At 68.9% G+C, this 24,781-nt stretch carries 17 protein-coding genes; 1 reads left to right on the forward strand and 16 read right to left on the reverse strand.

The genetic code is table 11. The features are described from left to right. Positions 1 to 77 precede the first annotated feature (77 nt). From purD to lon, 16 genes are all read right to left on the reverse strand, one after another. Positions 78 to 1,349, reverse strand: a complete 1,272-nt coding sequence (gene purD, locus PPSIR1_RS05735) for a phosphoribosylamine--glycine ligase (protein WP_006970051.1) — start codon at positions 1,347 to 1,349, stop codon at positions 78 to 80. Between the two features lie 51 nt (positions 1,350 to 1,400). Beyond that, positions 1,401 to 3,014 (reverse strand): bifunctional phosphoribosylaminoimidazolecarboxamide formyltransferase/IMP cyclohydrolase, encoded by a 1,614-nt coding sequence (purH, locus tag PPSIR1_RS05740; RefSeq protein ID WP_232296437.1) that lies wholly within the window; start codon positions 3,012 to 3,014, stop codon positions 1,401 to 1,403. A gap of 196 nt (positions 3,015 to 3,210) precedes the next feature. Continuing rightward, positions 3,211 to 3,711, reverse strand: a complete 501-nt coding sequence (locus tag PPSIR1_RS05745; RefSeq protein ID WP_006970053.1) for a sigma factor-like helix-turn-helix DNA-binding protein — start codon at positions 3,709 to 3,711, stop codon at positions 3,211 to 3,213. A gap of 149 nt (positions 3,712 to 3,860) precedes the next feature. After that, a complete protein-coding gene (locus tag PPSIR1_RS05750) occupies positions 3,861 to 4,406 on the reverse strand; it encodes a MerR family transcriptional regulator (protein ID WP_157595234.1) in 546 nt (181 codons plus the stop codon). Positions 4,407 to 4,986: 580 nt separating this feature from the next. Beyond that, on the reverse strand, positions 4,987 to 6,960 hold the full coding sequence (locus tag PPSIR1_RS41895; protein WP_086001042.1) for a serine/threonine protein kinase: 1,974 nt from the start codon (positions 6,958 to 6,960) through the stop codon (positions 4,987 to 4,989). Between the two features lie 149 nt (positions 6,961 to 7,109). Continuing rightward, entirely contained in the window at positions 7,110 to 7,967 is an 858-nt protein-coding gene (locus PPSIR1_RS05760; protein ID WP_006970056.1) for a penicillin-insensitive murein endopeptidase, read from the reverse strand. 193 nt (positions 7,968 to 8,160) lie between these two features. Beyond that, complete coding sequence (locus PPSIR1_RS05765; RefSeq protein WP_006970057.1) at positions 8,161 to 8,481, reverse strand: hypothetical protein; 321 nt, start codon at positions 8,479 to 8,481, stop codon at positions 8,161 to 8,163. An 86-nt stretch (positions 8,482 to 8,567) separates the two neighbouring features. Continuing rightward, positions 8,568 to 9,686 carry a hypothetical protein gene (locus tag PPSIR1_RS05770; RefSeq protein WP_157595235.1) on the reverse strand — a complete coding sequence of 373 codons (1,119 nt, stop codon included), beginning with the start codon at positions 9,684 to 9,686 and terminating at the stop codon, positions 8,568 to 8,570. 8 nt (positions 9,687 to 9,694) lie between these two features. Beyond that, on the reverse strand, positions 9,695 to 10,774 hold the full coding sequence (locus PPSIR1_RS49150) for a hypothetical protein (RefSeq protein WP_198154466.1): 1,080 nt from the start codon (positions 10,772 to 10,774) through the stop codon (positions 9,695 to 9,697). Between the two features lie 10 nt (positions 10,775 to 10,784). Next, positions 10,785 to 12,119: an aminotransferase class III-fold pyridoxal phosphate-dependent enzyme gene (locus tag PPSIR1_RS05780; protein ID WP_006970060.1), complete on the reverse strand. Its 1,335-nt coding sequence runs from the start codon at positions 12,117 to 12,119 to the stop codon at positions 10,785 to 10,787. Between the two features lie 286 nt (positions 12,120 to 12,405). Then, positions 12,406 to 13,902 (reverse strand): CoA-acylating methylmalonate-semialdehyde dehydrogenase, encoded by a 1,497-nt coding sequence (locus PPSIR1_RS05785; protein ID WP_006970061.1) that lies wholly within the window; start codon positions 13,900 to 13,902, stop codon positions 12,406 to 12,408. Positions 13,903 to 13,937: 35 nt separating this feature from the next. Then, positions 13,938 to 15,440, reverse strand: coding sequence for an NCS1 family nucleobase:cation symporter-1 (locus tag PPSIR1_RS05790; RefSeq protein ID WP_006970062.1), 1,503 nt, complete (start codon positions 15,438 to 15,440; stop codon positions 13,938 to 13,940). 1 nt (position 15,441) lies between these two features. Further along, complete coding sequence (gene hydA / locus PPSIR1_RS05795) at positions 15,442 to 16,914, reverse strand: dihydropyrimidinase (protein ID WP_006970063.1); 1,473 nt, start codon at positions 16,912 to 16,914, stop codon at positions 15,442 to 15,444. A gap of 4 nt (positions 16,915 to 16,918) precedes the next feature. Continuing rightward, entirely contained in the window at positions 16,919 to 17,785 is an 867-nt protein-coding gene (locus PPSIR1_RS05800) for a nitrilase-related carbon-nitrogen hydrolase (RefSeq protein ID WP_006970064.1), read from the reverse strand. A gap of 145 nt (positions 17,786 to 17,930) precedes the next feature. Further along, complete coding sequence (gene dnaK, locus PPSIR1_RS05805; protein ID WP_006970065.1) at positions 17,931 to 19,880, reverse strand: molecular chaperone DnaK; 1,950 nt, start codon at positions 19,878 to 19,880, stop codon at positions 17,931 to 17,933. A 334-nt stretch (positions 19,881 to 20,214) separates the two neighbouring features. After that, complete coding sequence (lon, locus tag PPSIR1_RS05810) at positions 20,215 to 22,599, reverse strand: endopeptidase La (RefSeq protein WP_006970066.1); 2,385 nt, start codon at positions 22,597 to 22,599, stop codon at positions 20,215 to 20,217. A 294-nt stretch (positions 22,600 to 22,893) separates the two neighbouring features. Between lon and PPSIR1_RS41900 the strand changes: the two genes are divergently transcribed. Then, on the forward strand, positions 22,894 to 24,780 hold the full coding sequence (locus PPSIR1_RS41900) for a sigma 54-dependent Fis family transcriptional regulator (protein WP_006970067.1): 1,887 nt from the start codon (positions 22,894 to 22,896) through the stop codon (positions 24,778 to 24,780). The last annotated feature ends 1 nt before the right edge of the window (position 24,781 follow it).

Genomic DNA, 24,781 nt, shown 5'->3' on the forward strand with positions numbered 1-24,781 from the left:
TACCGCGGCGAGCCAGTCGACTCCAGGGGCCTCGACACCCCCACGCCACAAAAGCCCGCGCGGGCTCACACGTGGGCTCACAGCGCCCGCGCGCCGATGTCCCGGCGCAGCTGCCCGCCCTCGAGGGTGACGGCGTCCGCGAGGCCGTAGGCCGCCCCCAGGGCCGCCCCCAGGTCCTCCCCGCGGGCGCACAGGCCGAGCACGCGGCCGCCGTTGGTCAGCCAGCGCTCCCCCTCCAGGCGGCTCCCGGCGTGGAAAATGGCCAGGTCATCGTCGGCCGCGGCCCGCTCCATCGCGGCCCCGAGGCCCTGGAGCTCGACGCCCTTGGTCGAGCTGGCGGGATAACCGGCCGACGCGAGCACGATCGTCGCAGCGGGATCTCCAGCCAGGTGCTCCGAGCGCAGGCCGCCGGTCGCCGCGGCGTGCAGGCGCGGCACCAGGGGCACCTTGAGGCCGAGCATCAACGGCTGGACCTCGGGATCGCCAAAGCGCACGTTGTACTCGATGACCTTGGGCTCGCCCGCGTCGATCATCAGGCCCACGAAGAGCACGCCGACGAAGGCCCGGCCCTCGTCCCGCAAGCCCCGCAGGGTCGGCTCGACGACGCGCTCGAGGACCTTCGCGCGCACGGCCGCGTCGACCACGGGCGCGGGGCAGTAGGCGCCCATGCCCCCGGTGTTCGGGCCGGTGTCGCCCTCGCCGATGCGCTTGTGGTCCTGGCAGGGCTCGAAGGTCGCCGCGTTCACGCCGTCGGTGAGCACGAAGAAGCTGGCCTCCTCGCCCACGAGCCGCTCCTCGAGCACGACCTCGGCCCCGGCCTCGCCGAAGCGGCCGCCCTCGAGGCACTCGCGCAGGGCCGCCTCGGCCTCCGCGGCGGTCTCGGCCACGGTCACGCCCTTGCCCGCCGCCAGGCCGCTGGCCTTGACCACCGGGGGACGCTCGAAGCTCGCCAGCGCCGTCAGGCCGTCCTCGATGGTGCGCACGGTGACGTGGCGCGCCGTGGGGATGCCGTGGGCGATCATGAAGGCCTTGGCCGCGGCCTTGCTGCCCTCGAGCTCGGCCGCCGCCGCGCTCGGGCCGACGGTCGGCACCTCGGCCTCGCGCAGGGCGTCGCCGAGGCCCGCGACCAGGGGGGCCTCCGGGCCGACGATGGCCAGATCGACGCCCTCGCGCATGGCCAGCGCGACCAGGGCCGTCCGCTCGCCGACGCCGACGGCCTCGCATCGCGCTCCAGCCAGCTGGGCGATGGCGTCGCTGCCCGGGGCCGCGAGGACCTCGTGGCCCTCCTGGACGCAGCGCCACGCCAGGGCGTGCTCGCGCCCACCGCTACCGACGATCAAGATCTTCATGCTCGCGCTCCCTCGCAGGTCGTGGTTCGTGGTTCGAGGCTCAGTGCCCGCTCAGTGCCGGAAGTGGCGCTCGCCCGTGAACACCATGGCCAGGCCGCGCTCGTCGCAGGCCGCGACCACGTCCTTGTCCTTGATGGATCCGCCGGGCTGGATGACGGCCACGACCCCGGCCGCGGCCGCGCTGTCGATGCTGTCGCGGAAGGGGAAGAAGGCGTCGGAGGCCAGCACGGCGCCCTTGGCCAGCTCCCCCGCCCGGCTGATCGCCTGGCGCACGGCCTCGACCCGCGAGGTCTGCCCGCCGCCCACGCCCACGGTCACGCCGTCCTTGACCAGCACGATCGCGTTGCTGCGCACGTGCTTGCAGACCCGCTGGCCCAGATCGAGGGAGGCGAGCTCGTCGGCGCTGGGCTTGCGCTGGGTCGGGACCTCGCCGGCCGCCGCGGCGACCCCGATGAGGTCCTCGCGCTGGACGAGCAGGCCGCCGGCCACGGAGCGCAGGCGCAAGGGCGCGAGGTCCCTGCCCTCGAACATCGCCGGGATCTCGAGCAGGCGCAGGCGCTTTTTCTTGGCCAGGATCTCCCGGGCCTCGGGGGTGTAGCCCGGCGCCACGATGACCTCGAGGAAGGTCTCCTTGATGCGCGCGGCCATGGCCGCGTCGACGAACTCGGTGACCGACACGATCCCGCCGAAGGCGCTCTCGGCATCGGCCTCGCGGGCCTTGACGTAGACCGTGGCCAGCTCGTCGCTCGCGCTGCCGATCGCCGCGCCGCAGGGCGAGAGGTGCTTGAACACCGCCGCCGCCTTGCCGCCCTCGGGCAGCCCAGCCTTCAGATCCCGGATCAGACCCAGGGCCGCGTCGGCGTCGAGCAGGTTGTTGTAGCTCAGCGCCTTGCCCTGGTGGACGATGGCCTGGTCCAGACCGGTGGCCTCGTCGCTGGCGTAGCTCGTCGCAAAGAAGCGGGCCTGCTGGTGGGGGTTCTCGCCGTAGCGCAGCTCGGCCACGGACTCGCCGGACACGAACAGGCCCTCGGGGATGGTCCCCGCGTCCAGGGCCTCGCCGGCGTCGTCGTGACGCGCGAGGTAGCTGGCGATCGCCGCGTCGTAGGCGGCCGTGTGCGCGAAGGCCTTGCGCGCCATGTTGCGCCGGAAGCTCTCGGGCAAGGTCCCCTCGGTCTCGCCGAGGACCTCGGACAGGCTCGAGTAGTCCTCGGGGTCGACGATGACCGCGACCCGGTTCCAGTTCTTGGCCGCCGCGCGGACCATGGTCGGCCCGCCGATGTCGATGTTCTCGATGGCGTCGGCGAAGCTGCAGCCCGGCTTGGCGATGGTCTCCCGGAAGGGATAGAGGTTGACGATCACCAGGTCGATGGGCGCGATGTCGTGGAGCTCGAGCTCGCGCTGGTGCGCCTCGGTCGGCAGGGCCAGGATGCCGCCGTGGATCTTGGGGTGCAGGGTCTTGACGCGGCCGTCGAGGATCTCGGGGGCGCCGGTGAACTCGGACACCTTCACGACGGCGACCCCGAGCTCGGACAGAGCGCGGTAGGTCCCGCCGGTCGAGAGCACCTCGACCTTGTGGGCAATCAGGATCTCGGCGAGAACGTCGAGCTTCGACTTGTCACTGACGCTGACGAGCGCGCGACGGATGGGCGCAGCGGGGGTCGACACGGCGCCCCGGTACCACACCGCCGGGGGCGCGAATAGAGGAGCGGAAATTACGCGAACCCGCGAGACTCGCCTCCCAGGTGCGAATCTCGCGGATTGCTCGGTTGTCTTGGAATTTGGCAGGGCTCGCCGCGTCACGGATGGAGACGAGATCCCCATCACGGCGCCACGCACACGGCGGCGCCCTCGCGCGATGGGCTCACTGCTTCATCAAATAGCTCATGAGGTCGTCACCGCCGGCCTCCTTGAGCTTCATCAGGCCGCGGACCTCGACCTGGCGGATGCGCTCGCGGGTCAGGTTGAGGATCTCGCCGACCTCCTCGAGGGTGATGCCGCCCTGCTCGGCGACATCGAGGGCGCAAGAGTTGTTCAGCTCCCACACCTCGCGGTCCGGGAAGTTGATCTTGATGCTGCCCGTGCGCGGGTTCACGTCGATGTAGAGGTGGTACTTGCAGCTGACGTAGGGGCAGGGCCGGGCCACGTTGGCGCACTCGCCCCGGGACTCCGGGCGCCAGTAGGTCTTCTCGGGGTAGAGCAGCGCGCCGATGCGCAGCTCCTCCTTGGTCAGCCGCTTCATGGCGATGGTCTTGGCCTTGCGGCGGCGCTTGATGGGCGGGACGTGGCCGCTGATGGCCACGATCTCCGGCGCGGCCGGGGCTTGGGAGGAGGAGGTCGTGGTGGTGTTGGTGGCGTCGAGCATGGCGAGTTCTCGTGGGAGTCGGTGTCGGTCGAGTGGTCGGAAGAGGGAGTGATGGGGGGAGGTCGAAGGCCGCAGCTGTCCTGGGCGCTGCGTCGGCGAGGCCGGGCGCAGGCTGCTTCCAGAGGGCGAATGGCGTCAGTCGATGGGGCTCAGAGCAGCTCCGTGGGGTCTGCGACGCCGCCCCCTCGGGGACGGCGGGCGCCAGCGGCGGGGATCAACAGCTTTTCGAGGCGATGAACCGCCTCGAGCAGCTCGGCGGCGGCGCGTCGGACCGCGCGCAGCTCGTCGAATAGGCGGTCGCGGCGGTGGCCAGCAGCCTGGGCGGCGATCTTGTCCTCGAAGCGCACGAGCAAGGTGCTGCTCGCCTCGTCGAGGGTCTCGATGTCGTCCTTGAAGGCGAGGAACTTGTCTTGAATCTCTTCGAGCGTGTAGCGCTCGGCCATCAACTTCTTGATCAAGTTGATGCGGCGGACCGCGCGGATCGGGTAGACGCCGCGGGAGCCCTGGTTCTTGCCCTTTTGCCCGATCCGACGGGAGCGCGGGACCAGCCCGAGCTGCACGTAGCGGCGCAGGTTCGCCTCGCTAAAGCGCACGTCGTGCTCGCTGAACACCCGGACGAGGTCACGCGAGGTGAGCCCGTCCGCGTTCGCGGCTTCAATCTCGCGCAGCTGCGCTTCCGAAAGAGCGGTTGCCATTGGGCGGGGCCGTGATCGTGCGGACGAGGGAGCGGGAGGAGGCGCAGGAGAAGAGATGCGCGAGGAGAGGGAGCGAGAGCGTAGAGCTTCGAACGCAGGTCCTAGGACTGATCTTGATATGTGATCGTCTTGTTTGGCCGCGACCGAATGTACTCTATTCAGTGGAGACACGGAAGCAGTTTTTCTCTGTGGATTCAAATTTTTTGCGCCGATTCAAATGTCACAGCGCACTGAGAGCCACCCCTGTACAGGCTCACACTGGTCTAGGAGCCCGAATCTGGGGTTCAACGGGATTCATCAACACCTGAACAAACCTCATGTAAGTCTGGCTCAGGCTGCATTTGACTCCCCATATCGATCGATTAAAGCGATCGAGAAGTCGACTCTCTCGATCGCTTTAATCGATCACTGTGGATTGTCTAAAAGTACAAATGATATTTCGTTCAGCATCCACGAAGAGCGCGCGGACTGCCATCATTCGCCCGAGAACATGAGGTCTAGATTACAGACCTAAGCCAACCTAAAAAGCCTGCGCTCTCAGACGCAGGCTTTTGGCCAAAAGGACACTCTTTCGAGTGGACTACATCCGCTTCAACGAGCAGCCCTTGTCGAGCCAGCGAAGCTCATAGCGCTTGGCCGTCCCGACTTCCTTGCTGCACTTGAGCCACTTCCCGCTCTTCTTGGGATCGAAGCGGAAGGTGTACTCGCCCGGGGGAAGCTTGACCTCGCCGTTCGGCTCGATGGTCTGGCTGCCCTTCCTCGGCGCCCGAAACACGCCCCAGCCGTGCTTCCCCGCGCGAACGACGATGGTACGCGGCCGGGTGTCCTTGGGTGCCTCCGGGCTGCCCGTGTCCGACTCGGACTCGGAGTCCGCCTCGGAGCCATCCTCCGTGCCTGACTCGCTCCCCGTATCCGAGCTCGTCTCGGTCTCGGTCTCGGTCGAGCTGCCCGTCTCGGAGGGACCTTCCTCCTCGGTCTCGTCCGCGATCGCATCTTGCGAGTTCGTGGATCCCGCGACCGCGAGCGCCTCGCTCGAGTCCTCCCCCGCGACATCTGCGCTGGCTGCAACGGGTTCTTCGGGTGCAGGCGCGCCCCACCAGCCCAGACCAAAGCCGAGGCCCACGACACCAAAGGCCAGCGCGAGGACCACGGCGGCTCCCATCACCGCGACGAGCTTGCCCTGCCCCCCCTGCCCTGCCGCCCCTCCTGATGAAGCCGAAGCTGCCCGCGGGATCGCGGCGACGGTCTCGGGCCCCGACCCGGACGCGCTGCCGACCCAGGTCCGGGTGTCCGGCGACTCCGCGGGGTGGTCCACCTCCGTGGGCTCGTCGGGGTCGGTGCTCGTGTCCTCGGGAGGCAGCTTGTCGGTGACCTCGACCTCCGCGGCCTCCGCTCCAGAGCTCGCCTCCTTGGCGAGCTCCTGCGTGGGCTCGGCGTGGGTGCCCTCGCCGTGCTCCCGGGTCGACTGCTCCTCGAGCTCCTTGCCCTGATCGCGATCCCGGGCCGTGGTCCGGGCCGCCGTATCCACCGCCTTCTTGGCCACGTCGGTGTTGACGATGCCCGAGCGCGGCGCCCGAACGCCGACCCAGCGGCGGATGGCCCGGGCCAGCTCGATGGACCGGTTGCGGTAGCCCGGCCACGCCAGCAGCTGCTCGAGGGCGGCCTCGGCCGAGGCCAGGCGCCGCTTGGGATCGGGCTCGAGCAAGCCCTCGCAGGTCGCCCGCAAAGCCGCGGGCGTGTCGTCGGGCAAGGGCTCGTACTCCCCGGACAGCACCAGCGAGTAGATGTCGGCCTGATCGCTGGTCTGGCGGAATTTGTGGCCGACCAGCATCTCGTGGAGGATCGCGCCCACGGCGTAGAGGTCGACGGTGGGCTCGCGCGAGCGCCCGCGCAGCTGCTCTGGCGCCATGTAGCGCAGCTTGCCCTTCACGTGCATCCCCGAGGTCTCCTCCCGGGCCAGGCGGGCCACGCCAAAGTCGGCGAGCTTGACCTCGCCCGACACCGACAAGAGCACGTTTTGAGGCGAGACGTCGCGGTGGACGATGGTCGCCGCGGCGCCGTCGTGGTGCAGGCCGTGGGCGTAGGCCAGGCCGCGGAGCACCTCACCGGTGATGTACGCGGCCATGGCCACGTCGAGGCGCTCGCCCTCGGGGGTCATCTTGCGGCGCAGGTCGGCGAGGTTCATCCCGTCGATCCACTCCATGACCATGTAGATCTCGCCCTTCTTCTCCCCAACGTCGAACACCTGCACGACGTTGGAGTGGGTGAGCAGCATCGACAGCCGGGCCTCGGCCATGAACATGTCACGGTAGGCCGGATCGTCGAGCATGTCCCGGGCGAGGAGCTTGATCGCCACGGCCTTGCTGGCCCCGCCGATCGCCGCGCGGCGGCCCATCCAGACCTCGGCCATGCCCCCCGACCCGATCTTGCGGAGCAGCTCGTATTCGCCTAGTCGCCTCAACGCTCGGAAGGGTCGCGTTCGAAGCTCTGAGCTGTCAATGGCTGCGCGCTGGCGCCCAGATGCCCGTCGACCGGCGCCCCCTCGCCGGCCCATTTCGGGTTGGAGGGGCTGAGCAGGTGCGCACTGGGGACGGGCAGGCGGACGAGACGCGAGGGGAGCCACGTCCCCTCTTCGGCCCGGGCCGGCGAGCCTTGCAGCGGCCCGTCACCTTCGCGCCATCTCCGCGCCCCCTCCGCGCCCTCTCAGCCATGAAAGAAGAACATCGGTCGGGCCAGGAGCGCGCGGGTCAGGTTGGGGTCGTAGCGCTCGGGGCCCGCGTACTTGTAGGTCTTCTTTTCGTGCTGCCAGATCGGCCCGGTGTCCTCGCAGCCGAGGGCCCGGTCGGCCCGGGAGCAGTAGACGCGCACGTGGAAGTGATCGTCGTGGGGCGCCGAGGCCCCGGGCTGGCGCATGATCTCGCGGCCATACTCGATGAGCCAGCGCGGGCGATCGTGGCGCTCGGCCCAGCGCAGCATCCGAGCCTCGAGGGCGTTGCTGACGAAGATCCACTGGACACGCACGGCGCGGTCCGAGAGCAGCGCCTCGATCAACAGCCAGTTGCGGGCGTCGTCGAAGCGCCGGGTCTCCCAAGTCGGCTCTTCGTAGCCGGTGGTCCGCATGTGCCGGGGAATGAAGGGCTCGCCCGAACCATCGAAGTGGACCATCTCGACCTCCGGCGGCGGCTGGGTCTTCCCGCGCTCGTCGACGGTATAGAAGATGAGGTCCACGTCGCGTCCGCTCTGGTGGCTCGCGTGCCAGATGCTCTTGCCCCCGCGCTTGGGCGAGAGGTCGGCGACGCCGAGGGTCGCCCGCTTTTGGTCGCGGACCTTGCCCGCCGCGCGCTCGACCATGCCCACGAGCTCGGTCGTGCCCCACTGGTTCCCGCGCTCGCGCCAGGTCGAGGGCACGAGGAAGCCGCGGCCGCGCGGGCGCATCTTGACCGGGCGATGGATGCGGCCCTCGTTGGACTTGCCGACGGACACGGAGGTGTAGTCCGTCCACCGCCCCGGGGTCGCGCAAGCCCCGAGCAGCAGCGCGGCGAACACCAGGGCCGAGCCCACCCCCCCCAATCCATGGAGGGACCGCCCTCCCCTGCCCGTGCGCGCCCGGCTCACCACCGAAGGATGGCCCAGGCGCCGCGCGCTCGCCAACTTTTGACCCTGGAGCCCGCGCCGCAACCAAGACGGAGGGGCAGGACCTGCGCCCTGCCCCCCATGGAACCGATCCGAGTCGACTCGAACGATCGGCGCAGCCTCAGCTGCAGTCCTTCTCCATCTGCTCGATGGACTTGGACTTGAGGGCGCACTCGACCTCGGCCTTGGTGCCCTCGTCGGTGCACAGCTTCTTGAACTCGGGGTGGGCCTTGTCCGCCTCGGTCTTCATCGCGGCCTCGGCCGCCGAGTCGATGCTCGCGTCGCCGGTGGGCGTGAGCTGCTTCTTGGCCTCCTCGAGGGTCAAGCCGACCATGTGATCGGCGTACTCGTTGCAATCGTCCTCGGTGGGGGTGCCTCCGCAACCGGTGACGAAGGTCGTACCGAGCAGGGCGAAGGCGAGGAGGGACTTGACGTGCTGCATGGTCCATACACTAGGGAGGAAGCGGCGATGGACAAGGTCCAAAGGCGCTCCCCCACGGTGTGAAAGCTGCTTACTTTTTGCGCCGCCTAGAACCCGCAAGCCGCCAGCTCGCCGCCGCAGTTGGCCTGGACGCAGGCCTCGTCGGCGCAGGCGTTGGCGACGGCGCAGTCGATGACGTCCTGGTACTGGCTCTGGGCCGCGAAGCTGGCGTCGTAAAAGCAGCTCTCTTCGCACTGGTTCGAGTCCTCGCAGGCCTCGGTGCACGCGAAGGTCTCGGTGCAGCTCGCCTCGCCGCTGACGCACGCGTCGAAGCTCTCCCCGCACGCCATCATCAGGCAGGCCTCGTCCTGGCAGCCCTGGTCGATGGCGCACTCGATGAGCGCCTCGGCCTCGCTGGACCCCAGCTCGCTCCCGGCCGCCAGGCAGTAGCTCTGGCACAGGGGCTCGCCCTCGCACAGGCCGAAGCAGTCGGTGATGAACACGCAGTGGGCCTCGTCGGCCGTGCCGCTGGTGCAGTCTCCGAGCGGCCCGCCGCACTCTTGCTCGATGCACGGCAGGTCGTTGGGCGGGCAGTCCGAGTCCGAGAAGCACTGCTCGAGGTTGTCCGCCTGGATCTGGCCCAGGGCCGTCGCCGTGGCGAAGCACTCCTCCGCGCACTGGGCATCGCCGGCGCACATGCCCGCGCAGTCGATGGACTCCGAGCAGGTCAGCTCGCCGGTGTAGCAGTCGACGATCAGGTCGACGCAGGTCGTCAGGATGCACGCCTCGTCGCCGAGGCATTCGATGGCGCAGTCCTCCAGGGCCGCGTACTCCTCGAGGGCGAGGGCGCTGCCCTCCATGGCGCAGGCGTCCGCGCACGCCTGGTCCCCGGCGCAGTCCTCGACGCACTCGCTGACGTAGGCGCAGCTGAGGCCCTCGTCCTCCCCGGTGTCCGTCGACTCCTCGCTGCTCTCCTCTGCGTCCGTGGACTCCGTGCTGTCCGTGGACTCCGTGCTGTCCGTGGACTCCGTGCTGTCAGAGCTCTCGCCGGTCTCAGTCTCTGTCTCGGAGGTCTCGGTGGTCTCGGTGTCGGTCTCGCCGACCTCGTCGTCGGCCGAGGGCGACGCGTCGTCGCTGCAGCCCCCGAGCAGGGCCAGGGCGATCGAGGCAGCCAGCGTCAGCCCCTTCGACCAGGGGCGCTCGATGTTCACGAAGGACTTCGTCATGGCAAAGCTCACTGCGGCGGCGGGATGAGGTCGGCCGCGAGGCGGAAGATCAGGAACTGGTGATCGGGGTTCGAGCCCCCGCCGGGCCACAGGAAGGGGCTGGTCTGGGGCCAGACCACGTTCTGCGGGTCCCAGTTGAACCACATCCAGCGCGCCTCCTCGGGCATCACGTTGGGGCACACCAGGGGGAACTCGTTCCCCGCTTGCGGGCCGCCGTTGTAGGGCGTGGTGTTGTCCTCGCCGACCGCGACCGCGCCGAGGGCCGTGCCGACCTCGTCGACCCAGCCGCCGCTGGTGGTGTTCGGATCGAGGTTGCCGAGGTTGCAGGCCTGGATGCGATCGTCGATGACCGCTTGCTCGGGGCCGCCGCTGCCCGGGCTGTAGTTCATGCCCGTGGCGCACACCTCCCAGCCCTCGTCGCCGGTGAGCACGTCCTCGCCAAAGCCCATCAGCCCGCCGACCTTGCGGAAGCGGGCGATGACGCCCTGGGTCACCGAAGAGTCGGCCCAGGTGATGATGTAGAGGTAGGTGGCGTTGTCGGCCGCCTCGGCCGGGATGTCGTAGAGCTCGGGGCCGCCGTTGCAGTTGAAGATCTGGCCTGCGGTCGTGTTCTCGATGCCGCCGAAGTAGTTGGCCAGGCCCAGCTCCGTGCCGTAGCCGAAGCCGTAGGCGTTGTCGGAGGTGATCACGACCTCGATGGCGTCGCCCATGCCGCCGGTGTCCGTCTCGCTCTCCGTGTCGGTCTCGCTCTCGGACTCGGACTCGGTCTCCGTCCCCGTCTCGGTGTCCGTCTCGGTCCCGGTCTCCGTGTCCGTCTCAGACTCGCTCTCGGACTCCGTCTCGGTCTCGGTCTCCGTCTCCGTCTCCGTCTCCGTCTCGGTCTCCGTCTCGCCCGTGGTGTCCATGGACTCCGAGCCGGCCTCGGCGTCCGTGGAGCTCGAGCTGTCCGAGTCCGAGTCTTCCGTGGTGCCGTCGGCCTCGCCGACCTCGTCGACGCCCCCCTCGCCGCCGTCGTCGGTACACCCGGCGGCCGCGAGCGCGACCGCCCCCAGCAGACACAAACCATTCCAATACGCGCGCGTCGTCATCCCAGTCCCCTCATCCTTCGTAGACCTCGTCGGTGATGTCGAGGCCGCGATCGATGATAGCGAATCCCTCGCGCAGCTGCTCCTCGGTGATGCACAGCGGCGGATTGCACATGAAGCTGCCCCAGCGCACGAAGGTGAACAGGCCCTCGTCGCGGAAGAATTGCGCCAGGCGGCCCATGGCCGGGTGGGTGCCGTTGTAGGGGGCGATGGACTCGCCGGCGGCGTTCTTTTGCACGTCCATCATGCCGAATAGCCCGATGCACCGCCCCTCCCGCGCCGAGGGGTGCTTGGCGATGAGCCGGTCCATCTCCTCGCGCATCACCGCGCCCTGCTTGGCGGCGTTCTCGACCATCCCCTCCCCCACCAGCACGTCGATGGCCGCGAGCGCCACGGCGCAGGCGTAGGCGTGGGCGTTGTAGGTCAGCCCGCCCCAAAACACGTGCTCGCGGAAGTGCTCGGCGATCTTGCGGCGCACGCCCATGGCCCCCAGGGGGACGTAGGAGCTGGTCAGGCCCTTGGCCATGGTCAGGATGTCGGGCACGACGTCGTAGTGCTCGACGGCGAACAGCTTGCCCGTCCGGCCCCAGCCGCACATGACCTCGTCGCAGACCATCAAGATGCCGTAGCGATCCAAGAGCGCGCGCAGGCCCTGCAGCCAGCCCTTGGGCGGCGGGAGGATGCCGTTGGTGCCCGTGACCGTCTCGACGAACATCGCCGCGATGGTCTCCGGGCCCTCGTACATGATGGTCTCCTCGAGGTAGCGCAGGTGCTGGGCGGTGATCTGCTCCTCGTCGTCGCCGAAGCTGTAGTCGTAGGGCCACGGCGGCATGACGTGGACGAAGCCCGGCGAGCCCGGCTCGTTGTGGATGCGCCGCGGGTCGCCGGTCAGCTGCATGCAGGCGTTGGTCGCCCCGTGGTAGCTGCGGTAGCTCGACAGGATCTTGAAGCGACCCGTGAACAAGCGCGCGGCCTTGATCGCGTTCTCGTTGGACTCGGCCCCGCTGAGGGTGAAGAAGAAGGTGTCGATGTCGCCGGGGCACAGCTCGGCCAGGCGCTTGGCCAGGCGCGCCCGGGGCTCCGTGGCCGCCCCGGGGAACACGTAGGTCAGCCCCTCCGCGGCCTGCTTCATCGCCGCGATGACCTTGGGGTGCCCGTGGCCGACGTTCACGCACATCAGCTGGCTGTTGAAGTCGAGGATGCGCTTGCCCTCTGGCGTGTACATGTACACGCCCTCGGCGCGGGCGATGGGCAGAGGCGAGACCTTCCCCGTCGCCGTCCACGAGAACATCGTGTGCTCGAGGCAGGTCTGGATCATCTCGTCGGAGGTCATCGGCTCGGTCGTCATGGCGGCGTCCAGTCTACCCAAAGGCGAAGGCCCTCGCCGTGATCGACGAGGGCCTCTCCCCCAGTCCAAAACTGTCCACTGTGCCCACTCGACGCCCCCTTCAGGGCGCGACCGCATGCCCTCTCGAAGGCGCGAAGGTCACTGTCCGCTGCGCCCACTCGACGCCCCCTTCAGGGGGCGACCGCATGCCCTCTCCAAGGCGCGAAGGTCATTGAGGACCAGCCTCAGCGAAGGAGCGGAAGCGACGAAGCGGCCCCGGTCCTCAGCGGCTGTGGGGGCAAAACAGTCAGCTCATCCAGTTCCAATCCTTTTGCAAGGCCCACTTGCTGGTGACCTTGCGCGGCCGCGTCCAGAACCGAAAGCCGTCCCAGCCCGTGATGTTGCCGTGACCGAACTTCGAGTCGTTCCAGCCGCCGAAGCCGAAGGGCTCGCGGGGCACGGGGACGCCGATGTTGACGCCGCACATGCCGGCCTCGACCCGGCCCATGACCTCGCGAGCGACGTGGCCCGAGGTCGTGTAGATCGAGCTCGCGTTGCCGTAGGCGCTGGATTTTTCGAGCTCGAGGGCGGCCTCGAGGGTCGGCACGCGGACGATGCTGAGCACGGGACCGAAGATCTCCTCCTTGGCCGCGGGGCTGTCCGCCGCGACCCCGTCGATGACCGTCGCGCCCATCCAGTAGCCCTCGGCCTCGTCGCCCTTTTTGGCCCGCCCGTCGACGATCACCTTGGCCCCCGCCGCCTCGGCCCGGTCGATGTAGCCGCGGATGCGCTCGACGGAGCTGGCGCTGGTGATCGCCCCGTGGTCCGTGCCGGGGACGAGCTTGGCGGCCCGCTCGGCGATGGCGGCGACGATGTGGTCGACCTCGCCGACGGCGACGAGGTTCGCGGCGGCCATGCAGCGCTGGCCCGAGCAGCCCGTGAACGAGGCGACCACGTTCTCGGCGGTCAGCTCGAGGTCGGCGTCGGGGACGACGATGAGGTGGTTTTTGGCCCCGCCCAGGCACAAAGCGGGCTTGCCCGCCGTCGCCGCCCGGCCGTAGGTCAGCTTGGCGACCGGCGTGGACCCGACGAAGGCGAAGGCCTTGATGTCCGGGTGATCGCACAGGGCCTCGACGGCCGCCTTGCCGCCGTGGACCACGTTGAACACGCCCGCGGGCAGGCCGGCCTCGGCGAACAGCTCGGCCAGGCGCACGACCGAGAGCGGGACCTGCTCCGAGGGCTTGAGCACGAAGCAGTTCCCGCCCACGATGGCCTGGGGCAGCATCCACAGCGGGACCATCAGGGGGAAGTTGAAGGGGGTCACGCCCGCGACCACGCCCCGGGGCTCGTAGCTGATCTGGCAGTTCACGCCCCGCGACACGTCGAGCTGGGTGCCCGCGGCGAGGTTGGGCAACGAGCAGCCAAACTCGACGCACTCGACGGCCTTGTCGACCTCGGCGAGGGCCTGGCTGTAGACCTTGCCGTTTTCGTGGGAGATGAGCCAGGCCAGGGCCTCGCGCTCGGCGACCATGCGATCGCGGAGGCGGTAAAAGACCTGGGCGCGCTCGCGCATGGGGGTCGCGCGCCAGTCGGCGTAGGCGGCCGCGGCGGCCTGAACGGCCGCGTCGACCTCGGCCGCGCCGGACATCGGGGTCCGGCTCATGACCTTGCCGTGGCGGGGGTTGATGACCTCGAGGGTCTCGCTGGGTCCGTCGACCCACTCCCCGCCGATGAAGTTCTTGGCGGCGGGGACTTCGAGGAAGGCGTAGCTATCGGCGCGGAAGGTTCCGAGGTTCTCGCTCATGGTGGTGCTCGTGTGTGAAGGGGTTGGAGAGGTCGTCAGCGCTTGGGGGCGAGGCCCATGGCCGTCATCAGCAGCCAGTAGAGGCCGCCCCCGAGCAAGAAGCCGACGAACCAGGCGTAGGCGTAGAGGGTGTCCCAGATCGGCGCGACGCTGTCGACGATGCCGGCGGCGTGGGCGAAGCCCGGGACGTTGGGGATGACCGCGAGGCCAAAGGCGATCAGCGCGGCGGGGTTGAAGCCCCCGGAGTAGAAGTAGGGCCCGCGCTTTTGATACAGGCCCTCGAGGTCCAGGCGCGTGCGCCGGAGCACGAAGTAGTCGGCGATCAGAATCCCGCCGATGGGCCCGAGCAGGGCCGAGTAGCCCACGAGCCAGGTGAAGATGTAGCCGTCGGTGTTCTCGAGCAGCTTCCAGGGGAAGATGGCGATGCCCAGGCCCGCGGTCACGTAGCCCCCGAGCCGGAAGCTGATCTTTTGCGGGTTGACGTTGATCATCGCGTTGGCCGGCGAGACCACGTTGGCGGCGATGTTGGTCGAGAGCGTGGCCACGGTCAGCGCGAGCAGCGAGAGCACCACGGACACGCCGCCGCCCATCTTGCCGAGCAGCACCGTGGGGTCCCACACCGCCTCGCCGTAGATCACCGTGGTCGCCGAGGTCACGGCCACGCCGATGAAGGCAAACAGGGTCATGGTCGTGGGCAGGCCGATGGCCTGGCCGAGGACCTGGTCGCGCTGGCTCTTGGCGTAGCGCGTGAAGTCCGGGATGTTCAGGGACAAGGTCGCCCAAAAGCCGACCATGGCCGTGAGGCTGGGGAAGAACACGGAGAAGAACTGCCCCTCCTTCTCCCCGCCCGGCGCGAACTTGCTGGGCGTCGACAGCATCGGCCCGAAGCCGTCGGCCTTGACGTAGGCCCAGGCCAGCAGCGCCAGGCCCATGACGATCAAAAAGGGCGCGGCGGCGCTCTCGAGCACGCGGATCGACTCCACGCCGCGGTGGATGATGACCACCTGCAGCGCCCAAAACGCCAAGAAGCAGGTCAGCTCGACGCCGTTGATGCCGAGCACGGGCAGGTCCGCGTAGGCCGTCAGGTCGGCCGAGAACATCACGTCGAGGAGCTGGAAGATCGCCGCCCCGCCGACCCAGGTCTGGATGCCGAACCATCCGCACGCGACCAGGGCGCGCATCAAGCTGGGCACGTGGGCGCCGTGGATCCCGAAGCTCGCCCGCGCGAGCACGGGAAAGGGCACGCCGTACTTCGTGCCCGGGTGGCCGTTGAGGACCATGGGCGCGAGCACCACGAGGTTGCCGAGCATGACGGTGATGACCGCCTGGGACCAGCTCATGCCCTGGTCGATGAGGCCGCCAGCGAGCATGTAGGTCGGGACGCACACGACCATGCCGACCCACAAGCTGGCCATGCTGAGCACGGACCAGTGCCGGTCCTTGGCCGGGGTCGGGCGGATGTCGTCGTTGACGAGCTCGGCGTCGGGGCGCTCGAGCTCGAGCTTGGCGGCCAGTCCGCCGGGGCCCGTGTCGCTCATCTCAGCCTTCGCTCTCGGCAGTGGGGAGCACGCGCTCGACGGGGCTGACCTTGCTCAGGTCGTTGCGCAGCTTCTGGGCGGCCCAAAAGCTCGCCCACGGCGGCCGGTCGACGTAGCGCCCCGTCCCCCGCTCGGTGTTGAGCTGGCCGTCGTCGTAGACCACGCGCCCGCGCGAGAGGGTGTAGGCCGGGTTGCCGACGACCTCCATGCCCTCGTAGATCGAAAAGTCGATGTTCTGGTGGTGGGTCTTGGCCGAGATGGTCCGGTGCTTGTTCGGATCCCAGACCACGATGTCCGCGTCGGCCCCGGCCTGCAGCGCGCCCTTTTTGGGGAAGATGTTGAAGATCTTCGCCGTGTTCGACGAGGTCACGGCCACGAACTCGCTGGGCGTCAGCTTGCCCGTGCGCACGCCGTGGTGCCAGATGACCGCCATGCGGTCCTCGATGCCGTTGGTGCCGTTGGGGATCTTGCGAAAGTCCTCGACGCCCGCGCGCTTTTGCGGCGTGCAAAAGCAGCAGTGGTCCGTCGCCGTGGTCTGGATCATGCCCGACTGCAGCGCGGCCCACAGCGCGTCCTGGTGGTGCTTGGGCCGAAAGGGGGGGCTCATCACGTGGTGCGCCGCGCGGTCCCAGTCGGGGTCGCGGTACACGGACTCGTCGATGACCAGGTGCTGGGCGAGGACCTCGGCGTAGACCCGCTGGCCCTCGAGCTTGGCCCGGGTCACGGCCTCGAGGGCGTCGATGCACGAGGTGTGGACCAGGTAGAGCGGCACGCCCAGGACCTCGGCGATGCGGATCGCCCGGTTGGCGGCCTCGCCCTCGACCTCCGGCGGGCGCGAGAGCGGGTGGCCCTCGGGGCCGGTGATGCCCGACTCGAACACCTGCTGCTGCAGCGTCCACACCAGCTCGCCGTTCTCGGCGTGCACGGTGCACAGCGCCCCGAGCTCGCCGGCGCGACGGAAGCTGTTCACCAGCACCTCGTCGTCGCACATGATCGCGCCCTTGTAGGCCATGAAGTGCTTGAAGCTGTTGACCCCGTGCTCGCGCACGAGGGTCTCCATGTCGGCGTGCACGCTCTGGTCCCACCAGGTCACGGCGACGTGGAAGCTGTAGTCGCAGGCGGCCTTCTCGGCCCAGCCGCGCCACTTTTGGTAGGCCGCCATGAGCGGCTCCTCGGGCGCCGGGATCACGAAGTCGATGGCCATCGTCGTGCCGCCAGCGGCCGCCGCCGAGGTCCCCGTGAAGAAGTCCTCGGACGCGACCGTGCCCATGAAGGGCAGCTCCATGTGGGTGTGCGGATCGATGCCGCCGGGCATCACGTAGGCCCCGCCCGCGTCGATGATCCGCGCCCCCGCGGGCGCGTCGAGATCGGGCCCGACCGCGGCGATGGTCTCTCCGGACACCAGGACGTCCGCCCGCACCTCGTGCTCGGCGGTGACGACCGTGCCCCCACGAATCAAGACGTGCTCGCTCATGGGCCTACTCCTCCACGATCTCGTCGTAGGCGTCGGGGCGGCGGTCCCGGTAGAACTGCCAGGTCGAGCGGACCTCGTCGATCAGCGACAGATCCAAGTCGGCGACGATCAGCTCGTCGTCGTCCTCGGAGCCCGTGGCCACGAACTCGCCGCGCGGGTTGACGAAGTAGCTGGTGCCGTAGAACTTGCCGATGTTCCACGGGGCCTCGGTGCCCACGCGGTTGATGGCGCCGACGTAGTAGCCGTTGGCGACGGCGTGGGCGGGCTGCTCGAGCTTCCACAGGTACTGGGACAGGCCGGCCACCGTCGCGCTCGGGTTGAACACGATCTCGGCGCCGTTGAGGCCCAGGCAGCGCGCGCCCTCGGGGAAGTGGCGGTCGTAGCAGATGTACACGCCGATCTTGGCGTAGCGCGTCTCGAACACCGGGTAGCCGCCGTTGCCCGGCTTGAAGAAGAACTTCTCCCAAAAGCCCGCGACCTGGGGGATGTGCTGCTTGCGGTACTTGCCCAGGTAGGTCCCGTCGGCGTCGAGGACCGCGGCGGTGTTGTAGTAGACGCCGCGCATGGCCTTCTCGTAGATGGGCAGGATCATGACCATCTCGTATTTCTTGGCGTAGGGGGCCATGCGCTCGACCATGGGGCCGGGCACGGGCTCGGCCAGGTCGTACCAGCGCGCGTCCTGGCTGGGGCAGAAGTAAGGCCCGTTGAAGACCTCTTGCAGGCACAGGATCTGGACGCCCTTCTCGCCCGCCTGCTCAATCATGGGGATGTGCTTTTGAACCATCGCCTCGGCGATCTCGGCGACGGGCTTGCTCTCATCATTGATCGGGTTGGCGCACTGAATCAGTCCACAGCGTACGGTCTCGGGCATTGCAGGTCTCGCTCGTCTCGGATGGGAAGGAACCCACCCTACAGCGGGGGGTGCGCTGTAGACAAGCGCCGAGAACGCGGCGCGAACAAAAGAAAAGGCGAGGAGCCCAGGGCCCCTCGCCTTGCGTCATCCGAGACGAGCCGGACTAGTTTTTCTCTTCGAACTCGGCGTCGATGACGTCCCCGTCGTCGCCCGCGTCCGCGTCCGCGCCTGCGTCCGCACCTGGGGCACCGCCAGCGGCACCGCCCGCGGCGCTCGGGTCAAAGCCCTCGGGGCCACCGGGGGCGCCCTGACCCTGGCCGTACATGGCCTCGGCCAGCTTGTGCGAGGCCGCGGTCAGCTTCTCCTGGGCCTCCTTGACCTTGTCGGCGTCGTCGGACTCGAGGGCCTCCTTGGCCTCGGCGAGCACCGCCTCGACCTCGGACTTGGCCTCGGCCGGGAGCTTGTCGCCGTTCTCCTCGAGCAGCTTCTCCATCTGGAGGATGGTCGCGTCGAGCTTGTTGCGGTTCTCGACGGCCTCGCGGCGCTTGTTGTCCTCCTCCTCGTGGGCCTTGGCGTCGTCCACCATGCGCTGGATGTCGTCCTCGGACAGGCCGGAGCTCGCCGTGATGGTGATCTTCTGCTCCTTGTTGGTGGCCTTGTCCTTGGCGGACACGTTCACGATGCCGTTGGCGTCAATGTCGAAGGTGACCTCGACCTGGGGCACGCCGCGGGGCGCCGGCGGGATGCCGACGAGGCTGAACTTGCCGAGGGTGCGGCTGTCCGAGGCCATCTTCCGCTCACCCTGGAGGACGTGGACCTCGACGCTGGGCTGGTTGTCGGCGGCCGTGGTGAAGGTCTCCGACTTGCGCGTGGGGATGGTGGTGTTGCGGGGGATGAGCACGGTCATCACGCCGCCGAGGGTCTCGATGCCCAGGGACAGCGGGGTGACGTCGACGAGCACGATGTCGCTGACGTCGCCCGAGAGCACGCCGGCCTGCACGGCCGCGCCCAGGCCCACGACCTCGTCGGGGTTGACGCCCTTGTTGGGCGACTTGCCGAAGAAGTCCTCGACGGCCTTTTGGACCATCGGGATGCGGGTCGAGCCGCCGACGAGCAGGATCTCGTCGATCTCGCCCTTGTCCTTCTTGGCGTCCGCGAGGGCCTTCTTGACCGGCTCGATGGAGCGCTTGACCAGGTCGCCGATCATCGACTCGAAGCGGGCCCGCGAGAGCTTGATCTGCAGGTGCTTGGGGCCGCTGGCGTCGGCGGTCAGGAAGGGCAGGTTGATGTCGGTCTCGGACGCGTGGCTGAGCTCGATCTTGGCCTTCTCCGCGGCGTCCTTGAGGCGCTGGCGGACGAGCTTGTCCTTCTTGACGTCGATGCCGGTGTCCTTTTTGAACTCCTCGACGAGCCAGTCCATGATCCGGTCGTCGAAGTCGTCGCCGCCGAGGTGGGTGTCGCCGTTGGTCGAGATGACCTCGACCACGTTCTCGGCGACCTCGAGGATCGAGATGTCGAAGGTGCCGCCGCCGAGGTCGTAGACGGCGATGATCTTCTCGTCCTCGCTGCCCTTGGATCGGCCGTAGGCCAGGGCCGCGGCGGTCGGCTCGTTGACGATGCGCTTGACCTCGAGGCCGGCGATGCGCCCGGCGTCCTTGGTGGCCTGGCGCTGGGAGTCGTTGAAGTAGGCCGGGACGGTGATGACGGCCTGGTTGACGGGCTCACCGAGGTAGTCCTCGGCGGCCTTCTTGAGCTTCATGAGGACGCGCGCGCTGATCTCCGGGGGCGGGTAGGACTTGCCCGCGACGTCGAAGTGCACGTCGCCGTTGCCGGCCTCGACGATCTTGTAGGGGACGCGGTCGACCTCGCCCTTGACCTCGGCGAAGCGACGGCCGATGAAGCGCTTGGCCGAGAAGATGGTGTTCTCGGGGTTAGTGATGGCCTGACGCCGCGCCTGCTGGCCGACGAGGACGTTGCCGCTGGCTTCGAAGCCGACGACCGAAGGCGTCGTGCGACCGCCCTCTTCGTTGGTGATGACCTTGGGCTCGTTGCCCTCCATCACGGCCACGACGGAGTTGGTCGTGCCGAGGTCGATGCCGATGATCTTGCCCATGATGCGGTCCTTCCTTGATTCTCTTGCGCTGATTGCGTGGTGCTGGGGAGGCCGGCTGCGCTCGCGTCATCGCGGTCTGCCGCGCGGCCTCGGAACTGGACGGCGGGGAACCTAAGTCGAGGCCAAACCCTGTCAACCGGCGAGGCTCAAAAGGCTCCATGCGCGCGGACTCACGCGTTGGGATGGCGCGTGGGTCAGCCAAGAACACATGCAACCCGCTCAAAGGGCCATTCAAGGGCCTACTGAGCGCCGTTGTTCGTTGGTGCGCTCGTCCCCGAAGGGGCCGGTGCGACCTCCCCCCTCGGGCGAGGGCTCCCGGGTCGGGCTCGTCGGATTACTCCGACTTCGGCTCCTTCGAGCCCTCCGCCTCGTCCTCGAGCGCCCGCCCGAGCACCTCGTGCACGGCCTTGGCGTAGATGATCTCGATTTCGCTGCGGATTTCCTCAGGGACGTCGACGACGTCCTTTTCGTTGCGCTCGGGCAAGAAGATGCGACGGATGCCCGCTCGGTGGGCGCCCAGGAGCTTCTCCTTGATGCCGCCCACGGGCAGCACGAGGCCCCGGAGCGTAATCTCGCCGGTCATCGCCACGTCTGAGCGGATGCAGCGACCCGTGAGCAGGGACACGAGGGCCGAGAAGATGGCCACGCCCGCGGACGGGCCGTCCTTGGGGATCGCCCCGGCGGGCACGTGGATGTGGATGTCCCGTCCGTCGAGGGCGTCCTTGTCGATGCCCAGGTCCTCGAGGTGGCTCTTGAGGTAGCTCATCGCCGCCTGAGCCGACTCCTTCATGACGTCGCCGAGCTGGCCAGTGAGCATCAGCCCGCCCTTGCCGGGCATCGAGGTCGCCTCGATGAACATGATCTCGCCGCCCGTGGGGGTCCACGCCAGGCCCGTGGCCACGCCGGGGGAGGCCGTGCGATCGGCCATCTCCGGGATGTACTTTTGCGGCCCGAGGAACTCGGGGATCTGCTCGGCCTCGATGGTGACCTTACCCGAGACCTCGCCCTCGACGAACTTCACGGCCACGCCGCGGACGACCGAGGAAATCTCGCGCTGCAGGTTCCGGACGCCGGCCTCGCGGGTGTAGCTGTCGATGAGCTCCATGACCGCGCCCTCGGAGAAGTCGACCTCGAGGTCGTCGCGGGTCAGGCCGTGCTCGCTGATCTGCTTGGGCAGCAGGAAGCGCTTGGCGATGGCGGCCTTTTCCTGGCGCGTGTAGCCGGGCAGCTCGAGGATCTCCAGGCGGTCGCGCAGGGCCGGCGGGATGGGGTCGATGGTGTTCGCCGTGGCGATGAACATCACCCGCGAGAGATCGAAGGTGACCTCGAGGTAGTGGTCGGAGAAGGTGTGGTTTTGCTCGGGATCGAGGACCTCGAGCAGGGCCGAGGCCGGGTCGCCGCGGAAGTCGTGGCCGAGCTTGTCGATCTCGTCGAGGACGATGACCGGGTTGTTGGTCCCGGCGCGCTTGAGGGCCTGGATGATCCGGCCGGGGAGCGAGCCGACGTAGGTCCGCCGGTGGCCGCGAATCTCGGCCTCGTCGCGCACGCCGCCGAGGCTGATGCGCACGAAGGAGCGCCCGATGGCCCGGGCCACGCTCTTGCCCAGGGAGGTCTTGCCGACGCCGGGCGGGCCCGCGAGGCACAAGATGGGTCCCTTCTTGGACGCGTTGAGCTTGAGCACCGCCATGTACTCGAGGATCCGCTTTTTGACCTTCTCGAGGTCGTAGTGGTCCTCGTTGAGCACGTCGCGGACCATGCCGATCTCGAGCTGGTCCTCCGTGGACTTGGACCACGGCAGGTCCGTGAGCCACTCGAGGTAGGTCCGCGTGACCGTGTACTCGGCGCTCGAGGGCTGCATCTGCTTGAGGCGGTTGAGCTGCTTGAAGGCGGCCTTCTCGGCCTCCTCGGGCATCTTCGCCTCGGCGATTTTTTGCTCGAACTCGTCGGCGTCGGCGTTCTCGTCGTCGATCTCGCCGAGCTCGCCCTTGATGGCCTTGAGCTGCTGGCGCAGCACGTACTCGCGCTGGCTGTGGCCCATCTCTTCCTGGACCTGGGTGTTGATGCGCTCGCGGATCTCGAGGATCTCGAGCTGGCGCGTCAGCAGGGTCAGGACCTTGCGCAGGCGGACGCCGACGTCGAAGGCCTCGAGCACCTCTTGCTTCTCGTTGGGCTCGATGTCGAGGTTGGAGGCGACCAGGTCGGCGACCTGGCCGGGCTCGGTCACGCTGTCGAGCAGCGCGGCCGCCTCCCGGGGCAGCTCGGGGACCAGCGAGATCAGCTTCTTGGCCGTCTCCTTGATGTTGGCGACCATGGCCTCGGACTCGACCCGCGAGGGCTCGGTCTCGGGCAGCTCGGTGACCCGGGCCTGGAGGAAGGGCTCGTCGGCGACCAGCTCCTCGACGCGGATGCGCATGACCCCCTGGAGGATCACCGAGTAGTTGTCGCGGGCGAGCTTGATGACCTTGAGGATGCGGACGGCGCAGCCGACGGAGTGCAGGTCCTCGAGCTTCGGGTCCTCGGTTCGAGCCTGCCGCTGCGCGACGATGCCGATCACGGGGCGCTCGGCCGCGATCGCCTCCTCGATCAGCTTGACCGACTTGGGGCGACCCACGTCGATGGGGATGATCGAGCCGGGGAAGAGGACCGAGTTTCGCAGCGGGAGCAGCGAGATGACTTCCGGGAGGTCCTTGATTTCTTCGATCTGCGGCGGGTTGGTCATGCGGATCCCCAGCTTGCGGGCGGCGTGCGAACAGGGACGGGGGCAGGCGGGGACATCCCCAAACAAGCCCCAGGCGCCCGCTTTGGGCCGAGCGACCCTAACATTGGCGCCCCCCCTGTCAACACAAAGAAAAGGCCGTCTGGGGGGTCCATTGGCCCGCTGCGTGGCCACTGAGGCCGAAGCGGGCGGACCCATCGGCGTGTCTGGAAGCCCGCCCGAGCGCCCGCTCGGCCCGCGGGCTCGGGCTGCGGATCGCCTACCGCCGACCCCCCGCCATCGGGTACAAACGAGCCCGTGCCTGCAGCCATCTTGGTGAGCGTCCGCGCCGGTCCCGACGCGGGCCGAGAGCTCCGCGTGGCCATGGGCGAGCGCTTGCGCGTGGGTCGGGGCGACGCGGAGGACCTCCAGCTCCAGGACCAGGCCGTGTCCCGCCACCACCTCACCCTCGAGGTCGTCCAGGGGGCGGGAGCGCCCGGGGTGTCGCTGGTCGAGATCGCAGGCGTCAACCCGGTGTGGACCCTGGTCGATGGCCAGCGGCGCACTCTGACCGGGGGGGAGACCCTGGCCGCCGGGGCGGCGCTGACCGTCGGCAATACGACCCTGAGCTTCGCCGAGGCCCCTGCCCTGCCCTCTGTAGACGGCCCGGGCGGCCAAGGTACTGCGGGGCGCGGGCCGAGGACCGTCGAGATCAGCCTGCCCGAGGCCCGCTCGAGTCGCCTGGCCGCGCTCGCGGCCCTCGGGGATCGCCTGGCTCGCTGCGGCTCGCTGCAGGCGGTCTACCGCACGGCCAGCCAGTGGGCCGTCGAAGCCCTCCCCGCCAGCCGTGCGCTCCTGCTCAGCCCCGACGGCAGCGACATCCTGGGCGCCGCGACCTCGGGGCCCGTCGTCGACCTGGCCATCTCGCGCACCTTGCTGCGCCGGGTGCTCTCGGAAAATCGCGCGGTCATGGTCCGCGACGTGCTGTCCGAGCCCGACCTCGCCGACCGCCGCTCCGTCCAGATCCGCGGGATCCAGGGGGCCATGGCCGCGCCCGCCAAGAACCTGGTGTTCTACGCCGAGTGGAGCACCAAAGAGGCCGTGGCCTCGGCGGTCCATGGCGCGGCGCCGCGCACCTGGGACGACAACGCCCTGACCCTGCTCGTGTGCGCCGCGCAGCTCCTCGACGCCATGGGCGAGAGCGCGACCGAGCGCTCGCAACTGCGCGCCGCCCTGTCCCAGCGCGGCTCCATCGAGCCCGGCCGGGTCGTCGGCAGCTCGCCGCAGATGAAGAAGCTGCACGTGTTCCTCGAGCGCGTCGCGGCGACCAACGCGACGGTGCTCGTCAACGGCGAGAGCGGCACGGGCAAGGAGCTCGCCGCCCGCATGATCCACGCCCGCTCACCCCGGGCCGAGCGCCCCTTCGTGGCCATCAACTGCGCCGCCGTGCCCGAGAACCTGCTCGAGAGCGAGTTCTTTGGCCACGAAAAGGGTGCCTTCACCGGCGCCGTGGCCCGCCACCAAGGCGTGTTCGAGCGCGCCCACACGGGCACACTCTTCCTCGACGAGATCGCCGAGATGGCCCCGGCCACCCAGGCCCGCATGCTCCGGGTGCTCGAGAACCGCAGCTTCACCCGGGTCGGCGGTACCGAAGAGGTCAAGGTCGACGTCCGCCTGGTCGCGGCGACCCACCGAGACCTGCGCAAGCTCGTCGCCGACGGGCAGTTCCGCGAGGACCTGCTCTACCGCCTGAGCGTCATCCACACCAAGCTGCCGCCGCTGCGCGAGCGTCGGGGCGACATCCCCGAGCTCGTCCGTCATTTTTGCTCGGTGCTCGGCGACGACATGGGCCGGCACGTCGAGACCGTGGCCGACGACGCCCTCGCGGTGCTCGTCAACTACCGCTGGCCGGGCAACGTCCGCGAGCTCCGCAACGTGGTCGAGCGCGCCCTCGTGCTCGGCGACGGCCCGGTGCTCGAGCTCGACGATCTGCCGCCGGAGCTCCAGCACGCCGGGCCCCACCCCGATCAGCCCGGGGCCAGCCCCGTGGTCTCGCCACAGAAGGTCCTGCCGCTGGCCGAGCTCGAGCAGCAGGCCATCGCGGCTGCCCTCGAGGCGACCGGGGGCAACAAGGCCCGCGCGGCTGCGCTCCTCGGCATCGACCGGACGACGCTGTATCGGAAGCTCAAGAACGCTGAGAATTGAC

It is taken from the genome of Plesiocystis pacifica SIR-1, assembly GCF_000170895.1.
GTDB classification, from domain to species: Bacteria; Myxococcota_A; Polyangia; order Nannocystales; family Nannocystaceae; genus Plesiocystis; species Plesiocystis pacifica.